The organism is Burkholderia arboris (genome assembly GCF_902499125.1).
Classification (GTDB): domain Bacteria; phylum Pseudomonadota; class Gammaproteobacteria; order Burkholderiales; family Burkholderiaceae; genus Burkholderia; species Burkholderia arboris.
On record NZ_CABVPX010000008.1, the window covers coordinates 254614 to 272623 of the forward strand.

General features: G+C 67.2%; 13 protein-coding genes. 3 read left to right on the forward strand and 10 right to left on the reverse strand.

Annotated features, from left to right (window positions below; genetic code table 11):
- Window positions 1–3 precede the first annotated feature (3 nt).
- The 4 genes from BLA15945_RS12895 to BLA15945_RS12910 form a co-directional block, all read right to left on the reverse strand.
- Window positions 4–2067, reverse strand: coding sequence for an NADH:flavin oxidoreductase (locus BLA15945_RS12895; protein ID WP_174992526.1), 2064 nt, complete (start codon window positions 2065–2067; stop codon window positions 4–6).
- A gap of 68 nt (window positions 2068–2135) precedes the next feature.
- Window positions 2136–2669, reverse strand: coding sequence for a DUF5943 domain-containing protein (locus BLA15945_RS12900; protein ID WP_006488993.1), 534 nt, complete (start codon window positions 2667–2669; stop codon window positions 2136–2138).
- A gap of 140 nt (window positions 2670–2809) precedes the next feature.
- The gene (locus BLA15945_RS12905) at window positions 2810–3781 is read right to left on the reverse strand and encodes a dipeptidase (protein ID WP_059239233.1); all 972 of its coding nucleotides are present in this window, start codon (window positions 3779–3781) and stop codon (window positions 2810–2812) included.
- A gap of 38 nt (window positions 3782–3819) precedes the next feature.
- Entirely contained in the window at window positions 3820–5094 is a 1275-nt protein-coding gene (locus BLA15945_RS12910) for a serine hydroxymethyltransferase (protein ID WP_174992527.1), read from the reverse strand.
- A gap of 448 nt (window positions 5095–5542) precedes the next feature.
- Between BLA15945_RS12910 and BLA15945_RS12915 the strand changes: the two genes are divergently transcribed.
- A complete protein-coding gene (locus tag BLA15945_RS12915; protein WP_174992528.1) occupies window positions 5543–6568 on the forward strand; it encodes a GlxA family transcriptional regulator in 1026 nt (341 codons plus the stop codon).
- Window positions 6569–6627: 59 nt separating this feature from the next.
- Here BLA15945_RS12915 and BLA15945_RS12920 read toward each other — a convergent pair whose 3' ends face one another.
- Window positions 6628–8040: a discoidin domain-containing protein gene (locus BLA15945_RS12920; protein WP_174992529.1), complete on the reverse strand. Its 1413-nt coding sequence runs from the start codon at window positions 8038–8040 to the stop codon at window positions 6628–6630.
- 271 nt (window positions 8041–8311) lie between these two features.
- Between BLA15945_RS12920 and BLA15945_RS12925 the strand changes: the two genes are divergently transcribed.
- Both BLA15945_RS12925 and BLA15945_RS12930 read left to right on the forward strand, forming a co-directional pair.
- Window positions 8312–9733 (forward strand): aminotransferase-like domain-containing protein, encoded by a 1422-nt coding sequence (locus BLA15945_RS12925; protein WP_174992530.1) that lies wholly within the window; start codon window positions 8312–8314, stop codon window positions 9731–9733.
- 189 nt (window positions 9734–9922) lie between these two features.
- Window positions 9923–10684, forward strand: coding sequence for a hypothetical protein (locus BLA15945_RS12930; RefSeq protein ID WP_174992542.1), 762 nt, complete (start codon window positions 9923–9925; stop codon window positions 10682–10684).
- A 194-nt stretch (window positions 10685–10878) separates the two neighbouring features.
- On the opposite strand, the gene fdhA is transcribed toward BLA15945_RS12930, so the two are convergent.
- From fdhA to BLA15945_RS12955, 5 genes are all read right to left on the reverse strand, one after another.
- Window positions 10879–12075: a formaldehyde dehydrogenase, glutathione-independent gene (gene fdhA / locus BLA15945_RS12935; RefSeq protein WP_059239222.1), complete on the reverse strand. Its 1197-nt coding sequence runs from the start codon at window positions 12073–12075 to the stop codon at window positions 10879–10881.
- Window positions 12076–12332: 257 nt separating this feature from the next.
- On the reverse strand, window positions 12333–13523 hold the full coding sequence (locus BLA15945_RS12940) for an HlyD family secretion protein (RefSeq protein WP_174992531.1): 1191 nt from the start codon (window positions 13521–13523) through the stop codon (window positions 12333–12335).
- A complete protein-coding gene (locus BLA15945_RS12945; protein WP_174992532.1) occupies window positions 13523–15361 on the reverse strand; it encodes an efflux transporter outer membrane subunit in 1839 nt (612 codons plus the stop codon). Before BLA15945_RS12945 ends, BLA15945_RS12940 begins: the two co-directional genes overlap by 1 nt.
- A 2-nt stretch (window positions 15362–15363) precedes the next feature.
- Window positions 15364–16302, reverse strand: coding sequence for a glycosyltransferase family 2 protein (locus BLA15945_RS12950; RefSeq protein ID WP_174992533.1), 939 nt, complete (start codon window positions 16300–16302; stop codon window positions 15364–15366).
- A 10-nt stretch (window positions 16303–16312) separates the two neighbouring features.
- Window positions 16313–17908 (reverse strand): DHA2 family efflux MFS transporter permease subunit, encoded by a 1596-nt coding sequence (locus BLA15945_RS12955; protein WP_174992534.1) that lies wholly within the window; start codon window positions 17906–17908, stop codon window positions 16313–16315.
- Window positions 17909–18010 lie beyond the last annotated feature (102 nt).

The window sequence follows — 18010 nt, forward strand, 5'->3', positions numbered from 1 at the left end:
CTTTTAGAAATCCTTCACGAGACGCAGCGAGTCGTAGATCGCACCGTGGACGTTATGCATCGAGATGCAGTCGCCGACACGGAACAGCAGGAAACGGCCGTTGCCGAGCGCTTCCGACAGGCACGGCTGCGGCTCGGCCGCGAACAGCGTGTGCGGATCGATCTGGCCGCGGTTCACCGATTCCGGCTTGAGCTTCCAGTACAGTTCGTCGTTCGGCGACGAGCCGTTCTCGATCACCACCTGGTCGACCGCGCGCTCTTCCAGTTCTTCCGTGTACTCGTTGCGCAGCACGGCGATCAGCTTGCCTTCCTCTTCGTAGACGCGATCGAGCATCGTGTTCGGCGTCGGGATCACGCCGAACGCGTACAGGCGGCGATAGAAGATCGGGAACGTCGTGCCGCCGCAATCGTCGGCGACCTTCACGTCCGGCGTGACGACCTCGACCTTCGAGCCGCGGCTCGCCATGAAATCGGCCACGCCGGCGCCCGCATGCGTGCTCACGCCGTCGAACAGCAGGACGTTCTGCTTCGGCTCGACCTTGCCGGTCAGGATGTCCCACGAGCTGACGGCGAGCCCTTCGGCCACCCCCCAGCCCGGAACCTGCCACGTGAAGCTCGAGCCGCCCGTCGCGAGCACGACGATGTCCGGCTTCTCGGCCATGATCATCTTCTCGTCGGCGGCGACGCCGAGACGGCGGTCGACGCCCAGGCGCTTCGTTTCCATGTCGAACCAGCGGATGATCCCCGACATCTGCTCGCGCTGCGGCGCCTTCGCGGCGATCATCACCTGCCCGCCCACTTCCGCGTTCTTCTCGAACAGCACGACGTCGTGGCCGCGCAGCTTCGCGACGCGCGCCGCCTCGAGGCCCGCCGGGCCCGCGCCGACCACCACGACCTTGCGCTTCGGACCGCGCGACTTCTCGATGACGTGCGGCATCGTCGCTTCGCGCGACGTCGCCGCATTCTGGATGCACAGCACGTCGAGGCCGTTGTACTGGCGGTCGATGCAGTAGTTCGCGCCGACGCACTGCTTGATTTCGTCTTCGCGGCCGTCGCGGATCTTGATCACCATGTGCGGATCGGCGATCTGCGCGCGCGTCATGCCGACCAGGTCGATCATGCCGGTCGCGAGCAGGCGCTCGGCCTGGCCCGCGTCGCGGATGCTCTGCGCGTGCATCACCGGAATCTTCACGACCGACTTGATGCCGGCCGCGAGGTGCACGAACGGCTCCGGCGGCAATGCCATCGGCGGCATGCAGTTCGCGATCGTGTTGTGCGTGTCGCCGCCCGAGCCGACCACGCTCAGGTAGTCGATCAGGCCCGTCTCCGACATCGCCTGCGCGATTTCCTTCAGCGCTTCGTGATCGAGGCCGTCCTCGTGGAATTCGTCGCCGCACATGCGCAGGCCGACGCAGAAATCCTTGCCGACCGCTTCGCGCACGGCCGTCAGCACTTCGATGCCGAAGCGCAGGCGGTTTTCGAGGCTGCCGCCCCATTCGTCGGTGCGGTGGTTCGAACGCTTGCTCCAGAACTGGTCGATCAGGTGCTGGTGGGCGGCCGAGATCTCGATGCCGTCCATGCCGGCTGCCTTCACGCGCTTCGCGGCCGCCGCGAAATCGCCGATGATGCGGCGGATTTCCTCGATCTCGATGATCTTCGCATTGCCGCGGTGCACGGGTTCGCGCACCCCCGACGGCGACATCAGGTGCGGCCAGTGCTCGCCGTGGAACGACGAGCGGCGGCCCATGTGCGTCGCCTGGATCATGATCTTCGCGCCGTGCTTGTGCATCGTGTCGGCGAGACGCGTGAGCGGATCGATGATCTTGTCGGTCGACAGGTTCACCGATTTCCACCAGCCCTGCGGGCTGTCGATCGACACGGGGCTCGACCCGCCGCAGATGGCCAGGCCCACGCCACCCTTGGCCTTTTCTTCGTAGTAGCGGATATAGCGGTCGCCCGGCAGGCCGCCCGGCTCGGCATACACCTCCGCGTGCGCGGTGCTGACGATCCGGTTGCGCAGCGTCAGCTGGTTCAGCTGCATGGGTTTGAACAGGTGGGGATAACGCATCGCTGGCGACCTCTGGCGTTCGAATGTCTCGTGTTGCGGGTGTTGTTCTGTTTCAGTGAGTCAGTGCATCAGTGCGCGATCGGCGACACTTCGAAGACGCAGTGGTCGTGATGCTCGGCCGCGCACTGCACTTCCTTCGATTGCGCGCGCGGCGCACCCTTGCCTTCCGGCGTCGTGTCGTTGACCCAGTCCATCGCGCCGGCGAACCAGCCCGCGAACATGTAGCAGAGCTTGCCTTCCTTGCCCGGCTGCTGGAGCACGAACGACGAGTGGCGCAGCTCGATCTTCGCGCGCGCGCTGGCCGGATCGGCTTCGATGATCGAGAACAGGCCCCAGCCGCGTTGCGACAGGCGCTTCAGGTAGTGTTCGAACACCGCCATGCCGGTCAGGCCGTGCAGCTTCGCTTCCTTGTCGCACCAGTGGTAGGCCGATTTGTAGCCGGCCTTGTAGAGGATCTCGGCATACGCTTCGACGCCGAGCGCTTCCTCGACGGCAACGTGGTTGTTCGTGAAGAAGTGGCGCGGCACGTACAGCATCGGCAGCGCGTCGGTGGTCCAGACGCCGGTATCGGGATCGACGTTGATCGGCAGTTGCGGTTGCATCGTGGTGACTCCGTGAGGAAAGTGGCCGCGCGGCTCAGTGCGCAGGCGCGACATCGTCCGCGCGCCCGCGCGGCTTGCGCGGGCACGTCCCGATTTTTCTAATGTTGAATCGCGGGTAGCGGTTCGGCTCGATGCGGCGCTTATGCGCCCCACACGTCCTTGAACACGCGCACCCAGTTCTCGCCCATGATCTTGCGGATACGCGACTCCTTCCAGCCGTGGCGTTCCATCGCCGCGGTCAGGTTCGGGAACTCGCCGATCGTGCGGATGCCGTCCGGGTTGATCACCTTGCCGAAGTTCGTCAGCTGGCGATAGCGGCCCTTGTCATGCGTCAGCATGTCGAAGAATTCCTTCGCGAAATCCTGCGTGAAGTCCGTGCCGATGCCGACCGCGTCCTCGCCGATCAGGTTCACGACATAGTCGATCGCCTCGATGTAGTCGTCGATGTTCGCTTCGATCCCGCGCTTCAGGAACGGCGCGAACATCGTCACGCCGACGAAGCCGCCCGCATCGGCGATCTCCTTCAGCTGCACGTCGCTCTTGTTGCGCGGATGCTCCTTCAGGCCCGACGGCAGGCAGTGCGAGTAACACACCGGCTTCTTCGAGAACGCGATCGCTTCCGACGACGTGTTGCCGCCCACATGCGACAGGTCGACCATGATGCCGACGCGGTTCATCTCGGTGATCACTTCGCGGCCGAAGTCCGACAGGCCGCCGTCACGCTCGTAGCAGCCGGTGCCGACCAGGTTCTGCGTGTTGTAGCAGAGCTGCACCACGCGCACGCCCATGTCGGCGAACGCTTCGATGTAGCCGAGGTTGTCCTCGAACGCATGCGCGTTCTGGAAGCCGAGGATGATCCCGGTCTTGCCTTCCTTCTTCGCGCGGAAGATGTCGTCCGTCGTGCGCACGAGCGTCAGCAGCTCGCCGTTGTCGCGGATCTTCTTCTTCATCACGCCGATGTTGTCGACGGTCTTGGCGAAGTTCTCCCACACCGACACCGTGCAGTTCGCGGCCGTGATGCCGCCACGGCGCATGTCCTCGAACACCGGCTTCTCGAACTTCGAAATGTTCAGTCCGTCGATGATGATGCTGTCCTGATGCAGCGTGCTCATATCTGCTCTCGCTCGTGGGTCTGTTCTTGTGGGGTCGATCAGTAGATCGGGAAGCGTTCGCACAGCGCGAAGATCTCGCGGCGCACGCGCTGTTCGGTCGCGTGGTCGCCTTCCGGGTTCGCGCGCAGCGCGTCGAACACTTCGAGGATCAGGCGGCCGACTTCACGGAATTCCGCGACGCCGAAGCCGCGCGTCGTGCCGGCCGGCGTGCCGAGACGGATGCCCGAGGTAACGGTCGGCTTCTCTGTGTCGAACGGGATGCCGTTCTTGTTGCAGGTGATGCCCGCGCGTTCCAGCGCCTGCTCGACCGGCGCACCCTTCAGGCCCTTCGGGCGCAGGTCGACCAGCAGCAGGTGGTTGTCGGTGCCGCCCGTGACGAGATCGACGCCGCCGGCCTTCAGCACTTCGCCGAGCGCTTGAGCGTTCGCGAGCACGTTGTCGATATAGGTCTTGAAGTCCGCATGCAGCACTTCGCCGAACGCGACGGCCTTGCCGGCGATCACGTGCATCAGCGGGCCGCCCTGCAGGCCGGGGAACACGGCCGAGTTGATCTTCTTCGCGATGTCCTCGTCGTTGGTCAGCACGAAGCCGCCGCGCGGGCCGCGCAGCGTCTTGTGCGTGGTCGACGTGACGACGTGCGCGTGCTCGACCGGGTTCGCGTGGCGGCCCGCGGCGATCACGCCGGCGATGTGCGCCATGTCGACCATCAGCTTCGCGCCGATGCTGTCGGCAATCGCGCGGAAGCGCGCGAAGTCGAGCGCACGCGGGTACGCCGAGAAGCCGGCGATGATCAGGTTCGGCTTGTGCTCGTGCGCCAGCGCCTCGACCTGGTCGTAATCGATCCGCATCGTGTCGCGGTTCACGCCGTACTGGACGGCATTGAACCACTTGCCCGACAGCGCCGGCTTCGCGCCGTGCGTCAGGTGGCCGCCGGCATCCAGCGACATGCCGAGCACCGTGTCGCCCGGCTTGGCCAGCGCGAGCATCACCGAGCCGTTCGCCTGCGCGCCCGAGTGCGGCTGCACGTTCGCATAGCCGGCGTTGAAGATCTGCTTCACGCGTTCGATCGCCAGCGCCTCGACTTCATCGGCGAACTCGCAACCGCCGTAGTAGCGTTTGCCGGGATAGCCTTCCGCGTACTTGTTCGTCAGCACCGAGCCCTGCGCCTCGAGCACGGCGCGCGACACGATGTTTTCCGACGCGATCAGCTCGACCTGCGACTGCTGACGCTCGAGTTCCTTCAGGATGGCGCTGCGCACCGGCGCGTCGCGCTCGGCCAGGGGCTGCGAGAAGAAAGGCTGGGTGTTCGACATAGTGCGTCCGTGACGAAGAATAAAGGGCTGCAACCAAAGCTCAAGGCCCGCCCTGCCTGGGTTTCCCGCTACGCCAGTGCAAGGTTGCCGACGGCTCTATTCTTGTCGTTCGGATTTTCGGCGGATTGATGAATTTAGACGCGTTCTTTGCCTTTTCCGCCATGCACGTCCGTTTTATACAAGTGACCGGTCGTGCTTTTTCGGATGACCCACCAAAACGGCGTCGGCTGTTCACCTATGGACACGCACACCGGCAGTGCGTTTGCCGCCCGTTCGGGGTGCGACATCTCCCGGATGCGGTGCAGTGCAACATCGCCCTTACACCCAGACAACGTATGGAGCTAGGGTTTAGCCGTATGGCACGCTTGTTGCGCTCGCTCACACAATACCGCAGCCCGATCCGTGCCTCCCGGGCGTATAGCTATTAGAGATTCTAGGAACGCTCCCCATGTCGCCCGACCGCACAGCGTCGCTGTCCCACTTCGCGTTCATGCCGTTACCGAATTTCACGATGATCGCGTTCACCAATGCGATCGAGGTGCTTCGGATGGCGAACTACCTGAGCGGCCAGCCGCTCTACCGCTGGTCGGTGATCAGCCCGGACGGCGGCCCGGTCACGGCGAGCAACGGCCTCACGGTCGACACGGGCCCGGCCGAATGCGTGGTGCAGCCCGACATCGTCTTCGTGTGCGGCGGCGTCGACGTGCAGCGCGCAACCACGCCGGCCCACCTGTCGACGCTGCGCCGCTTCGCGCGCTCGGGCATCCCGCTCGGCAGCCTGTGCACGGGCACCTATGCACTCGCGAAATCGGGGCTGCTCGCGGGCTACGCGTGCGCGATCCACTGGGAAAACATGTCGGCGCTGAAGGAAGAGTTTCCGGACACGCGCTTCCTGAAGGAACTGTTCGTGATCGACCGCGACCGCATCACGTGCACGGGCGGCGTCGCGCCGCTCGACATGATGCTGAACCTGATCGCCGCGCGCGTGGGCACCGCGCGCGTCACGCAGATCGCCGAGCAGTTCATCGTCGAACACGTGCGCGACACCAGCGCGCAGCAACGCATGCCGCTCGTCGCGCGGCTCGGCTCGGCGAACAAGTCGCTGTTCGAAGTGATCTCGCTGATGGAGAACAACATCGAGGAGCCGCTGTCGCGCGAGGAGCTCGCGCGGCTCGCGAACATGTCGCAGCGGCAACTGCAGCGCCTGTTCCGCGAACACCTCGGCATGACGCCGACGCATTACTACCTGACGCTGCGGCTGCGCCGTGCGCGCGAGTTGCTGCTGCAGACCGACATGTCGATCATGCACATCACGATGGCGTGCGGCTTCCAGTCGGCGTGCCATTTCAGCAAGAGCTATCGCGACGCGTTCGGCGTTGCGCCGACGCGCGAACGCCGCAAGCAGGTCGCGCCGCTCGCGCAGGGTGTGGCGAGCGCCAGCCCCGCCTTTCCGGCGCATGTGCTGCACGCATAAGCGTCACCGCGACCGGCACATGAAAAAAGCGGCCCTGGCGGCCGCTTTTTTCTTTGCGATTACGATCCCCACACCTGCATTTCATAGAGCGAGTAACCCCACTGCGTCGCGCGCTGCGTGCCGAGCATCCGCACGTAACGACCGCTGCCGTTGAGATGCGGCAGCGTGACGTGGGTATATGAAACGCCGTTGCTCGTCGAATAGATCGTCGTCCAGTTGACGTTGTCGTTCGACGTCTGGATCTGATAAACGAGCGCGCCCGCATCCCAGTACAGATCGACGTGATCGATGTGCTTCACCGCGCCGAGATCCACGGAGATCCATTGCGAACCGACACCGGCGCCTTCCGGTGAATCCCAGCGCGTGCTCGTCGTGTTGCCGTCGAACGCCTTGTCCGGCGTAAGCGACGCGTTGTAACTCGCCGACGCGGCGGCCGGGTGCCCCTGCGACAGCAGCGTCGGCTGCGCGGCGGCCGGGCCGCCGTAGTAACTCGACCCAAGCTTGGCCTTCGTCGTGTCGGCGTTCACGCCGAACTGCGACAGGCTCCAGCGCTGGCCGGTCGTCACGTCGCCGACGTAGAGCTGATAGCCGCCTGCCGTCGTCGACGAGAAGAACACGTAGTTCGTGCCGCTCACCGGCGCCGGATCCGAGTTGTTGCTCACGCAGTCGTTGATCGGCAACGCGTTCGGCGTCGAAGCCGGGTCCGCGGTCTTCGTATAGATCTGGTCGGCCTGGCCGCTGTCTTTCCAGCGCGCGTAGAACACCATGCCGTCCGCACGCACGATCGGGTAGTACGTCTGCAGCCCGGCCGGATTGTCGAACGTCGCGGTCACGCCAGTCGCGAGCGTGCGCTTCATGAGCCCCATGTTCGCGCCGGTGCCCGTCGCGTAGTACACGGCGCTCGAATCGGGCGCGAGATACGGCATCGAATACTCGGCGCCGGCCGGTGCATTCGTCAGGCTCACAACCGACGTGAACGTCGGGCCCGCGCTCGTGTACGACAGCGTCGCCTGCTTGACGTCGCCGTTCTGCTTGAACACCAGCGTCTTGCCGTCCGCGCTGAACTTCGGGTCCTCGTTGCGCGTCGCGCCCGTGCTGTTCGTCAGGTTGACGGGCGGCGTGCCGGCGCCGAGCTGCAGCATGAACACGTTCCACGCGCCGTTGCTGATGCCCATGAACGCCAGCCACTTGCCGTCGGGGCTGAACACGCCGTTCATCGGATCGGTGATGCCCCACGTGCTCTTGCTCAGTTGCGTCAGCGTATGGGCCGAGAAGTCGTAGAGGAACAGCTGGCTCGTGCCGTCGCCGTACTTCACGTAGCTGTGGTACACGAGCTTGCCGGTCAGCGCGGCGGGAAACGTCGCGTTCGGCTGCGCCGCCGGATTGTTGATGCAGGCCGCGGCTGCGACGCCGCTGAACAGGTTGAGTGCGATGCCGGCCACGAGGCCGGCGGCGAGGGTCTTCAGTTTCACGCTGGATGCTTCCGGGTAGGGTCAGGACGCCGCAGACAAGAACCCATGCAAGACGCGCGTGGGTCACGGAGCCGCTGCCAGGCAGCGTGGATTCCGTCTCGGTTGGATATCGGGAATAAAACGTGCTGCAGGATGCCTGCTTGTCAGACGAAAGAACAGCATCAGAGCGCTCAAAAAACATACGGATCAGCGATTGGGGGTGCGCTTGCGTGCGACGGGTGCGGTGCCCTACTCTTTTTTCAGCGAGGCTTCGAGCGGCCGGGGGGCAGGCATGAAGCGATATGCGGCGCTGGCACAGACGATCGCCGACGCGATCCGGCGCGGCGACCTGGCGGCCGGTGCGCGCATCCCCACCGTGCGCGCCGCGTGCCGCGCGTATGGCGTGAGCCCGTCCACCGTGTTCCGCGCGTACTACGCGCTCGAGAGCGAGGGTCTGATCGTCGCGCGGGTGCGGTCCGGATATTTCGTTGCGAACGTCGAAGACAAGCGCGTGCGGATCGGCCACGATCCCCCGCGCAAGCCCGCCCCCCCGCCGGCCGGCGACGACGATACGCTGCTCCGCCTGCTCGATTCCCTCAAATGCGAGGACATCGTCCCGCTCGGCTCGGCATTCGCCAGCTATTCGCTGTTCCCGATGAGCAGCCTGTGGCGCTACGTGGCGTCGGCTGCCCGCAGCATGGATCGCACGAAACTGCTGTCGGGATTGCCGCCCGGCAACGACGCATTGCGGCGCCAGATCGCGCTGCGCTACCTGAATGCGGGCGCTGCATTGCCGATGGACGAGATCGTCATTACGACCGGCGCGCTCGAAGCGCTGACACTCTGCCTGCAGGCGCTGACGCGCCCCGGCGACATCGTCGCGATCGAACGCCCGGCATTCCACGCGGTGCTGCACGCCGTGCAGCGCCTGCACCTGAAAGCCGTCGAGATTCCGGTCGACCCGCGCACGGGCCTCGATCTCGATGCGCTCGCGCAGGTGCTCGACACGCATCCGGTGCGCGCGTGCTGGTTCATGACGTCGTTCCACAACCCGACCGGCGCGACACTGTCCGACGAGCGCAAGCGCGCGCTGATCGACCTGCTCGCGTCGCGCGGCGTGCCGCTGATCGAGGACGACGTATACGCCGAACTGCATTTCGGCACGGCGCCCACGCGCCCCGCGAAACTGTATGACGACAGTGGGCTCGTCCTGCATTGCGGGTCGTTCTCGAAATGTCTCGCGCCCGGGTTCCGGATCGGCTGGGTCGCGGCCGGACGCTTCGTGCGGCAGATCCGTCAGGCGAAAGGCGCGAGCGCGCCGGCCGCCGACGTGCCCGCGCAGCTGGCGATCTCGAGCTACCTGCGCGACGGTGCATACGACCGCTTCCTGCGCAAGCTGCGGCGCAATCTCGCCGCGCACCAGGAGCAGATGCTCGCGGCCGTGCGCGCGTATTTTCCGGCGGACACCGAAGTATTCGCGCCGCGCGGCGGGTATTTCCTGTGGCTCGAACTGCCGCCGCGCGTCGACGCGATGCACCTGTTCGACGCCGCGATGGCAAGCGGCGTCAGCATCGCGCCGGGGCCGATCTTTTCCGCGACCGGCGGATTCCGCCGCTATCTGCGCCTCAACTACGGCCGGCCGTGGACACCGGCCGTCGAGCGCGCGATGGAGACCATCGGGACGCTTGCGGCGCGCCAGCGGCACGACGGTTAGCGCCCGGCGCGCGGCCCACGACGACCGACATCGTCCTTGCCTTTCACGCGCAAGCGGCAAAGAATGAAGCGACAGGCAGCCGCGGACGAACGGATTCCTCGCGTCCGATGTTATGGAGAATCACATGAACACCGAATGCGAACGACAGCCGGCGTGTGCTCCGTTGATGGCGCCCGCCCGCCGCTGACGATGCGCGTCCTGCCCAACCGGAACGTGCGCACGCGCGATGCGTGGCGCGCCGTGTTGAACTCACGCGCCGAATCGCGGCACGCCGCGAGCTGCCGTTGCCGGGAATGCGGATTCGTCACGCTCCGCGCACTCGAGCGCTGCCCCGTCTGCGGCCAGTGGGACTGGCCGTTCGATCCGATTCGCCATACGCCCGACCCTGCGCACGCCGCACAGGCGCCGCATGCCGTCCGTTCGTGGTCGTCGCGCGTCGCGCACGCGCTGCGCGATGCGGCGTTCCGGCGGCCGAGTGCGTCGAGCGCACCGATCCTGAGCATCCTGACGCTCGTCCTGCTGGTCGGCGGTTACGTGGTGGTCGATCGAACGTGCAAGGCCGATCCCGTCTGCCGCGGTTCCGGTACGCCGGCAGCGGCCGCGACCGAATCCGGCTTGCATACCGTGAACGAGCCGGTACTGCCGGTATTGCCGACGCCCGTTTTTCCGTTTCATGCGCCCGACGGAACGCCGCAACCGGCAGCCATTCCGCCACACGACGACGCGAATGCCAGCCCGCCTGCAGGCAAGATGCAGGTTGCGCAAGCCGCAACGTCGATGCGCGTACCCGACCGGACACACGCCAGCACGGTTCGCGTGGCGGACTGGAAAGGCAGCCGCGATGCCGCGCATCGCTCGCATCCGATCCGCCGCGTGAGCCTGCATGCGCGCCACGGGCGGTACACCGCATCCGGCAACGCCGGGATCGCGAAACTCTATCGCGGCCACTGAGCGCGCGATTCGCGCCTTCTCGGCCGACGATTCATTCTTCTGACCCACCCTTCATAAAACCTCGTTTGTGCCGCGACGGACGCATGACGTTCAATGGGTCACTCTCCCGCACCGGCATGCCTCCAACGAAAACGGGCGGCCCGTTTCCGGAGCCGCCCGTGTCGTCGCACGCGTAGCGAACGAACGCTAGTGCATCAGGCCGCCAGCAACCCGTGCGGGTCGATGACGAATTTGCGCGGTGCGCCGCCGTCGAACTTCTTGTAGCCTTCCGGCGCCTGGTCGAGCGAGATCACTTCGACGTTGACGATCTTCGCGATCGGCAGCCGGTCGAACAGGATCGCCTGCATCAGGTTGCGGTTGTACTTCAGCACCGGCGTCTGGCCCGTGAAGAACGAGTGCGACTTCGCCCAGCCGAGGCCGAAGCGGATGCTCAGGCTGCCGTGCTGCGCGGCCTTGTCCTTCGCGCCCGGATCGTCCGTCACGTACAGCCCCGGGATGCCGATCGCGCCGGCCGGGCGCGTGATTTCCATCAGCGAGTTCAGCACCGTCGCGGGCGCTTCCTCCGAATGGCCCGACGAACCGTGGCCGTGCGCCTCGAAGCCGACGCAATCGACCGCGCAGTCGATCTCGGGCACGCCGAGGATCTGTTCGATCTGCTCGCCGAGCGAGGCGTCCTTCGACAGGTCGACCGTCTCGAAGCCCATCGCACGCGCATGCGCGAGACGTTCCGCGTTCATGTCGCCGACGATCGTCACGGCCGCGCCGAGCAGGCGCGCCGATGCGGCCGCCGCCATGCCGACCGGGCCCGCGCCCGCGATATAGACCGTCGAGCCCGGCTTCACGCCTGCGCTCACCGCACCGTGATAACCGGTCGGCAAAATGTCGGACAGGCAGGTCAGGTCGCGAATCTTCGACATCGCCTGATCGCGGTCCGGGAATTTCAGCAAGTTGAAATCGGCGTACGGCACGAGCACGTACTCGGCCTGGCCGCCGATCCAGCCGCCCATGTCGACGTAGCCGTACGCGCCGCCGGCACGCGACGGGTTCACGTTCAGGCACACGCCGGTATGCGTGTCCTTGCACATCGCGCAACGGCCGCAGGCGACGTTGAACGGCACCGACACGAGATCGCCGATCTTCAGCGTCTCGACGTCGCGGCCCACTTCGACCACTTCGCCGGTGATCTCGTGACCGAGCACGAGGCCGACCGGTGCGGTCGTGCGGCCGCGCACCATGTGCTGGTCGGAGCCGCAGATGTTCGTGCTGACCACTTTCAGGATCACGCCGTGGCCGATCGCGCGGCCGCTCGGGTCGACCATCTTCGGATAATCGATTTTCTGGACTTCGACCTGGCCCGGTCCAAGATAGACGACACCTCGATTGCTGCTCATCGTATTGTCTCCATGTCTCGTTGGATGGCGTCGCGGCGCGCCGGCTCATGCGGCGCACACGCAACGTGCTGTTCGAGAGTAGTCCCGGAGGCAGGGGCGCCGATGTCTCAAACGCGACATGCGTTTGATCGGCGCCGACATCGATGGCGGAAAGACGAAAGTCGGGCGGGAAACGACGGGAAGGCTTCGGCCGCGAGTGCGCCGTGCCGAGGGTCGGACCGCCGTTCGCGGACGGTCCGCTCCTTTGCTGACGGGCGTTACCCGCCCTGATTCTCGCGGACGATCGCCGCGGCCGCCGCTTCCGCTTCGCTCGCGACGCCGTCGTGCACGCGCGTGCTGACGGCCGGCGTCGGCGGCTCGCTGTCGAGTGCATGACCGTTGCGGTCGTGCGTATCGACCGTCGCGCGCATCGACAGCCCGACGCGCAGCGGATGCGCGGCGAGATCGCGCGGATCGAGCGCGATCACGACCGGCACGCGCTGCACGACCTTGATCCAGTTGCCGGCCGCGTTCTGCGACGGCAGCATCGAGAATGCGCTGCCCGTGCCGGCCGAGAAGCCCTGCACGCGGCCGCGATAGGCGATCCGCGAGCCATAGAGATCCGACACGACCTCGACCGGCTGGCCGACGCGCATGTGGCGAATCTGCCCTTCCTTGAAATTCGCCTCGATCCACAGCCGGTTGAGCTGCACGACCGACATCAGCGGCACGCCGGGCCCGACCTGCTGGCCGACCTGCACCGAGCGCTGCCCGATCGTGCCGTCGACGGGTGCGACGATCGTCGTGCGCTTCAGGTTCCGGTACGCGAGCTTGAACTGCGCGGCCGCCTGCACGACGGCCGGGCTTTCGTCGACGGGCAGCTTGCTGCCGAGCGCGCGCGCCGCGTCGAGCTGCGCCTGCGCGGCCGCGAGGTTCGCCTGCGCGCCGGCCACCGCCGCACGCGCGCGCGCCAGTTCCTCGGGCGCGACGATCTCGACCGACGCGCCCGAGCGGGCGACGAACGCGCGCTGCGCGAGCGACAGGTCGGCGCGCCGCGCATTCACGGCCTCGACGTACATCGTGTTCGAGATCCTCGCGTTCGCGACCTGCCGCACGGCCTGCGCGAGCTGCGCCTTCGCCTGCGCGAACGCAACGGACGCTTCGGTGTCGTCAAGCTTCACGAGCGTCTGCCCCGCGCGCACGGCCTGCGTATCGGCCACCAGCACGTCGGTCACGGCACCCGGAGTCTGCGCGGCGACCTGCACGATGCTGCCCGCGACGTATGCGTCGTCGGTGTCTTCGTAATAGCGGTCGCTCAGCAGCCAGTACGCGATCCATGCGATCGCGGCCAGCAGCACGATCGCGAAGAATACGGTGAAGCGTTTGCGGCGCGTCGCACGGCGCGCATCGAGTGCCGAGCCGGTCGGTGCGGCCGGCGGCGCGGCGGTATGGAGGTTGTCGTGGTGCATCAGTCGCTTTGCGTAACAATCAGTCGATCGTGCTGGAACAGGGGGATCGGCTGGGGAATCGACGGGGCCGGTACCGCGATCGTCGCTGCCGCACGGGCGAGAACCGGCGTGCTGCGAGGCGTCGCACCGGCCGTCGACCGGCGCGCCGAATCGTCACGCCGCGCAAGGACGGGGGCGGCGCTCGCCGCGGCTCCGGCCGGTGACGTGGCCGTGCTCCCCGCGCGTCCGTCGTCCGCCGGTCCGGCGGCCGCAGCGCGGTTCGCGGCAGCAGCAGACGCCGAGGTCGCTGTGCCACGCCGCGCCGCCCCGCTATGCGCCCGATGCACCGCCGGTATCTGCGCCTGCGCCACCGTTGCGCCCGCATCGAACCCGCCGCCGAGCGCACCGATCAGCCCAACGCGCAGCGACCGCTGCCGGCCAAGCAACGCGATCATCTGCGCGCGCTCGTCGATCAGCGTGAGATCCGCGACATCGACATCCTTCTGCATCAGCACGCCGCGCCGGTGGCGGTCGGCCGCGATCTGCACGATCTTCTGCGCGGCCGCGACCGCGTCCTGCTGCTGCGCGACGAGCGTCTGCGACGTCTGCAGCGACGTGACGAGCTGCGCGACCTGCCCGAGCGCGTCGTCGACCGTCTTGTTGTACAGCCCGATCGCGACGTCGGCCTGCGCGACATCCGCGCCGAGCTTCGCCTTCAACCGGCCGCGATCGAAGATCGGCAGCGAGATCGCCGGGCCGACCGAGCCGGCGAGCGAATCGCGCGAGAACAACGACGCGGGCGTCAGCGCAAATACGCCGCCGAGCGCGACGAGGTTCACGTCCGGATAGAACTGCGCGCGCGTCGAATCGGCATTCGCGAACGCGGCTTCGACGCGCAGCCGTGCGGCGACGATATCGGGCCGGCGGCCGAGGAGATCGGCCGGCAGCCGCGCAGGCACCGCACCGCCCGCGAACGCGCCGACGCGCGGCCGCTGCAGCGCGAGCCCGCGCTCGGGGCCACGCCCCGACAGCACGCCGAGCTGCAGTTGCGCGAGCTTGATCTGCTCGTCGTTCAACGCGATCTGTTCGAGCAGGCGGCTGCGCTTGATCGATGCGTCGCTCGCGTCGTACGCGTTGTCGAGGCCGCGCGCGGTGCGCTCGCGCAGCACGGCCGTCACGCGCTGGCCGATCTTCAGCTTCTGCTGCAACAGGTCGCGCGCCGCGTACGCCTGATCGAGCTGGCAGTACACGGTGACGATCGCAACGGCGAGCGTCAGCCGCACCTGTTCGGCTTCGACGCCGGCCGCATCTCGCAGCGACATCAGGCTCTTCGTCGCCGCGCGGTTCTTGCCCCACAGGTCGAGCTGGTAGTTCAGCCCGACGAAGATCGACGACGGTGACACGTTCGGATCGCCGAAGATCTGTACCGGCACGCGATAGCCGCCGGCCGTCACGTCGGCGATGTCGCCGGGCTTCGGCATCCGCGCGCGGCTGATCGTCGCGCCGGCCGTGCCCGTGAGTCCCGTCAGCGAATCGAACTGCTGAAGCTGCGCCTGCGCGATCCGCAACCGCGCCTGCGCGACTTGTAGATCGGGACTGTTCTGCGACGCGTCGGCCACCAGGTCGTCGAGCTGCGGATCCTGAAGCTGCTTCACCCAATCCGGCGCCGGCCACGCGCCGTTCGCACCGGGGCCGGTCGCATGCGCGAGCGCATCGTCGGCCGGCGCGCGCAGCGACAGCGAAGGCAGGAAGCCCGACGGCACGCATCCGCTCATTGCGAGCAGCGCAACCGCCGCTGCGATCATCGAGCCGCCCTTCACGCCGCGCGCCGAGCCCGCCGCTTTCCCCATGCGCCGCATCGTCACCCCTGCTGAACGCGCTGTGCACGCGCGGCCAGACGCGGCCGCGTGCGCTCGAGCGGGCCGAGCCGGCCGAACAGGCCGTCCGCGACGCCGAACAGGATGCCGGCCAGCTTCGCACGCTTGTCGCGCTCGACGAGCGCGATCTGCACGACCTGCCACACCGTCAGCAGGTTCGGCACGATCGCCACCGGAAAGCGCAGCCCGTACTGCATCCCGAGCTGCACCGCATTGCGCGCGCTGTAGTAGCGCCGTTGCCACGAATGATTCATCGACGTCATTTCGAAAGGGCCGATCGCATGCCGCTGCTTCGCGCCGATCCGGTGCGGCAGCACCAGCGACGGCACGACATAGAGCGGCACGTTGCGCGACAGCGCGCGGAAGCTGTATTCGGTGTCGACGTGATCGATGAACAGCGTCTCGTCGAAACGGCCGAGCAGATCGAACGCGTCGCGCGACACCACGCAGCCCGACGAGATCAGGAATGCGCAGCGCTGCAGCGGCGCGCCCGGCTCGATGCGCAGGCGGCGCAAGCCGATGCCGTTCGTCGCGAGTTCGGGCAGGAAGCTGCGCGCGTTCTCGTCGAAGATACGCGGGCCGGCCAGGAACGCGCGCCCCGCGAGCCCCGCGCACACGTCGCGCATCACCGGGAAATACGCGGCCGGCACCGACGAATCCTGGTCGAACAGCGCGACCGCGTCGATGCGGTCGCGGAACAGCGCCGCGAGCCCCGCGTTGTACGCGCCCGCGATGCCGCCGCGATTGCCGTGATGCAGCAGCGCGATGCCTTCCCCGTCGCACAGCGCGCGCGCCCGTGCATCGGGCTGCGGCGTGTTGTCGACGACGAGCAGCGCGTCGCACGCGTGCCGCCATGCCTTGAGCGCATCGAGCTGCGCATCGCTCGGGTGATACAGGATCACGAGTGCGCCGAGTGTCGTCATGGTCTTCTCCTCAATGCCCGAACGACGCGGCCGCGCCACGCTTCGGCCGCGTCAGCCACATCATCGCCGCGAGCGCGAGACACGTCATGCTCGCCATCCAGAACATGTCGTTGGTCGCCATCATGTACGCCTGCTGCATCACGACCTGGTGCAGCGTGGATAGCTCGCGCACACCGTCCACGCCCATCGCGTTCAGCGCGTGGACGAATCGCTGCGTGTTCGCCGATGCGTGCGTGACCGATTGCGACACGACGTCGTAGTGATAGGTTGCGCGGTTTTCCCACAGCGTCACGCTCATCGCGGTGCCGAACGCAGCGGACAGCGTGCGCAGGAAGTTCGACAGGCTCGACGCGGCGGCGAGCCGGTCGTCCGGAATGCGCGACAGCGTCGCGGCGGTCAGCGGAATGAAGAAGCACGGCAGCCCGATCCCCTGGATCAGCCCCGGCGCGGCAATCTGCGCGAACGTCATCTTCAGCGTGAAATGCGCATCCCACGCGAGCACGGCCGCGAACACGAGGAAGCCGAAGGTCGCGAGCACGCGCGCGTCGAAGCGGTGCGCGTGGATCCCGACGAGGATCGAGAACACGAGCGCGAGCACGCCGAGCGACGCGGTCGCGAGCCCCGCATGAAACGCGTTGTAGCCCATCACGGCCTGCATCCACAGCGGGAACACGACGCCGACCACCGAGAAGCTCATCATCCCGAGCGAAATGATCAGCACGCAGAACGAGAAGGTGCGGTCGCGGAACAGGCTGAGATCGACGACGGGATGCGCTTCGCCCGCCTCCCAGATCAGCAGCGACACGATCGCGAGCGTCGCGACCGCCGCGAGCGTGACGATCAGCGGCGAACCGAACCAGCCGCGGTCGTGGCCGAGGTCGAGCATCGCCTGCAGCGAGCCGACGCCGATCACGAGCAGCACGATGCCCGGCACGTCGATCGGGCCGGCCGCGCCGCGCTGCGCGTCGGGGCGCAGCATCGCGGTGCACACCGCGAACGAGAACAGCCCGATCGGCAAGTTGATCAGGAAGATCCACGGCCACGAGAAGTTGTCGACGATCCAGCCGCCGACCACCGGCCCGAAGATCGGCGCGAGCAGCACCGTCATCGCCCACAGCGCGAGCGCGATCGTGCGCTTGTCGGGCGGGAACGTGCGCAGCAGGATCGTCTGCGACAGCGGCACCATCGGCCCCGAGCACAGCCCCTGCAGCGCGCGGCAAATTACCAGCACGTGCAGGTCGCGCGCGAACCCGCACAGCAGCGACGTGAGCGTGAACAGCAGCACCGCGCCGACGAACAGCCGCAGCTCGCCCACACGGCGCGCGAGCCAGCCCGTCAGCGGCACCGCGATCGCGGCCGCGACCGAATACGAGCTGATTACCCACGTGCCCTGGCTGTTCGATACGCCGAGGCTGCCGGAGATGGCCGGCACCGCGACGTTCGTCACGGTCGAGTCGAGCACCTCGATGAAGGTCGCGAGCGACAGCGCGAACGTCAGCAGCGCGAGCCGGATCCCGCGCACCGGCTGCGCGGCCGGCGCAGGCGCCGGCGCGTCGAACGCGGACGGCGCGACGGGCCCGTCGTGAAGCGGCGATGCGGTGCTCATGCGCCGGCCACCGCGAGATCGGCCCGCGCGGCCACGCGAGCGCGCGTCGGCACGAATCGTTCGATGAAATCGGCGGCCGCGCCGCAGCCGTCCGGCGCGGCC

What these genes read in the sequence shown, in the direction of transcription:
- BLA15945_RS12895 (WP_174992526.1), bottom strand. Translation starts at nt 2,067, where the DNA reads ATGCGTTATCCCCACCTGTTCAAACCCATGCAGCTGAACCAGCTGACG.
- BLA15945_RS12900 (WP_006488993.1), bottom strand. Translation starts at nt 2,669, where the DNA reads ATGCAACCGCAACTGCCGATCAACGTCGATCCCGATACCGGCGTCTGG.
- BLA15945_RS12905 (WP_059239233.1), bottom strand. Translation starts at nt 3,781, where the DNA reads ATGAGCACGCTGCATCAGGACAGCATCATCATCGACGGACTGAACATT.
- BLA15945_RS12910 (WP_174992527.1), bottom strand. Translation starts at nt 5,094, where the DNA reads ATGTCGAACACCCAGCCTTTCTTCTCGCAGCCCCTGGCCGAGCGCGAC.
- BLA15945_RS12915 (WP_174992528.1), top strand. Translation starts at nt 5,543, where the DNA reads ATGTCGCCCGACCGCACAGCGTCGCTGTCCCACTTCGCGTTCATGCCG.
- BLA15945_RS12925 (WP_174992530.1), top strand. Translation starts at nt 8,312, where the DNA reads ATGAAGCGATATGCGGCGCTGGCACAGACGATCGCCGACGCGATCCGG.
- BLA15945_RS12930 (WP_174992542.1), top strand. Translation starts at nt 9,923, where the DNA reads ATGCGCGTCCTGCCCAACCGGAACGTGCGCACGCGCGATGCGTGGCGC.
- fdhA (WP_059239222.1), bottom strand. Translation starts at nt 12,075, where the DNA reads ATGAGCAGCAATCGAGGTGTCGTCTATCTTGGACCGGGCCAGGTCGAA.
- BLA15945_RS12940 (WP_174992531.1), bottom strand. Translation starts at nt 13,523, where the DNA reads ATGCACCACGACAACCTCCATACCGCCGCGCCGCCGGCCGCACCGACC.
- BLA15945_RS12945 (WP_174992532.1), bottom strand. Translation starts at nt 15,361, where the DNA reads ATGCGGCGCATGGGGAAAGCGGCGGGCTCGGCGCGCGGCGTGAAGGGC.
- BLA15945_RS12950 (WP_174992533.1), bottom strand. Translation starts at nt 16,302, where the DNA reads ATGACGACACTCGGCGCACTCGTGATCCTGTATCACCCGAGCGATGCG.
- BLA15945_RS12955 (WP_174992534.1), bottom strand. Translation starts at nt 17,908, where the DNA reads ATGAGCACCGCATCGCCGCTTCACGACGGGCCCGTCGCGCCGTCCGCG.